Here is a 1,637-nt window from a genome sequence, read left to right on the forward strand (position 1 = left end):
GTCCAGATCAACATCATTTTCTAGAGCTCTTTCTAAAATAAGTTCCATAGCTGTAGGTTTAACTTCACAATCGTTTGTTTTTTCCACTAATTCCGTTTGTGTGGTACTTAGTTCACTCATCTTGATTTCCTCCTATTTGAGCGCAATTCACCCGTGGCGTGAATCACGCTGGTGTTTAAAAGTTGGTTTTTCGGTGTTAGAAACGGCTTATGTAGCTTATATCGCTTGCTGAATAGTCACTTTCGTAGATGATTGAATTGCGTCCACGAATTTCAAGATTACCAGAAATATTTACATTATCGAAAATATATACTCCATCTAGAATTTTCATATTTCCGGAAATGTGTGCTTTATCACTTATAGAAGCATTTCCATAGACACGGGCATAGCCATAAACATGGCCCAAAACTCGAGCCTCACCATAAATTTGTGCATTGCCGTAAACTTGTGCATCATATTCAACATATGCTCCACCGCAAACTTTTGCATTTTCATAAACACGCGCCCTTCCTGTAATTTCTGCGCATTCAAATACTTGTGCATTGCCGAAAATCTTAGCGTCACCATAAACCATAGCTTTATGCCAAACCCAACAATCGCCTTCATGCGATAGGTTGTCTTCTTTTTGTATATAGCCGCCTAAGTAACCTTTTTTAATATTTCTAAAATCTCTTAATGCACGTATGCGATAAAGTTTTTTACTTTTATCGGTTCTTGCATCATAAAATTCTTTTATTTCATCAGTAAGTTCGTATTTTTTCATCTGTTTTTTTCTCTAGTTGAGATTCTTTTATCGTCATCAATCCAATCGTTCCAACATACACATGCTTCACCGTAAATTTTTGCATGACCGTAAATGCATGGTTCATCGAAAACTTCTGCTTTGCCATAAATACGAGAATTGCCGTAAACATGTGCATAACCGTAAACTTGTGCATTTTCGTAAACCTTAGCATCACCAAAAACCTTGGCATAACCATAGACTTTTGCATAATCCCCAATCCAGCAATTGCCATCATGACTTAGATTGTCTTCTTTTTGTATAAAACCGCCTAGGTCATCTGCTTTAACATCATCAAAATCCCTTAAAGCACGAATACGGTGAAGGGTTTTGCCATCAAACTCAATTGTTTCATCAGTCAGTTTGTATTTCTTTTCCATGNTCATAAACCCACGCCTCATCACCAACCCAACAATTGTCATCATGGCTAAGATTTCTTTCAGTCTCTACAAAGCCACCAAGATCACCTTTTTTAATATCTCCGAAATTCTTTAATGCACGTATGCGGTAGAGAGTTTTTCCATCAACTTTAATTGTCTCATCAGTCAGTTCATATTTCTTTTTTATCATAATAACCTCCTCTTAATGCATGCTTTGTCTTTTAAGCTCTTGAGACAGCAGCCCCATACCTTTTGTGGTGATTTTTGCGCAAGGAATGACCTTTTCTATTCCATTTGCGGTTTGAAGTGTGATAGTTGGACAATCCATAAGTTGCTTTTGGATTTTGTCTTGATAAGGTAGCAAATTTCCACCTGCTGCTCGTCTGTAAACCCAACCTTTTTGCTGTAAGAATTGAATGAATTGTTTTGGTTGCATCTCGAGTATTTTAGCGGCTTCTGTAAGACCAAAGAGCCCA

The 1,637-nt window shown here is 37.3% G+C and carries 3 protein-coding genes and 1 pseudogene; all 4 read right to left on the reverse strand.

All coding sequences use genetic code 11. From position 1 onward, the window contains the following. Positions 1-120 (reverse strand): annotated as a pseudogene (locus ACFILT_RS06055) (recombinase); the annotation flags it as partial. Between the two features lie 76 nt (positions 121-196). Further along, positions 197-763 carry a hypothetical protein gene (locus tag ACFILT_RS06060; protein WP_375679744.1) on the reverse strand — a complete coding sequence of 189 codons (567 nt, stop codon included), beginning with the start codon at positions 761-763 and terminating at the stop codon, positions 197-199. Continuing rightward, entirely contained in the window at positions 760-1,161 is a 402-nt protein-coding gene (locus ACFILT_RS06065; RefSeq protein WP_375679745.1) for a hypothetical protein, read from the reverse strand. Before ACFILT_RS06065 ends, ACFILT_RS06060 begins: the two co-directional genes overlap by 4 nt. Positions 1,162-1,363: 202 nt before the next feature. Beyond that, positions 1,364-1,637: phage antirepressor KilAC domain-containing protein (locus ACFILT_RS06070; RefSeq protein ID WP_375679747.1), on the reverse strand; the 274-nt coding region annotated here is incomplete at its 5' end.

Origin of the sequence: Bartonella sp. AP7XZML (genome assembly GCF_042195745.1) — a bacterium.
Taxonomy (GTDB): Bacteria; Pseudomonadota; Alphaproteobacteria; order Rhizobiales; family Rhizobiaceae; genus Bartonella.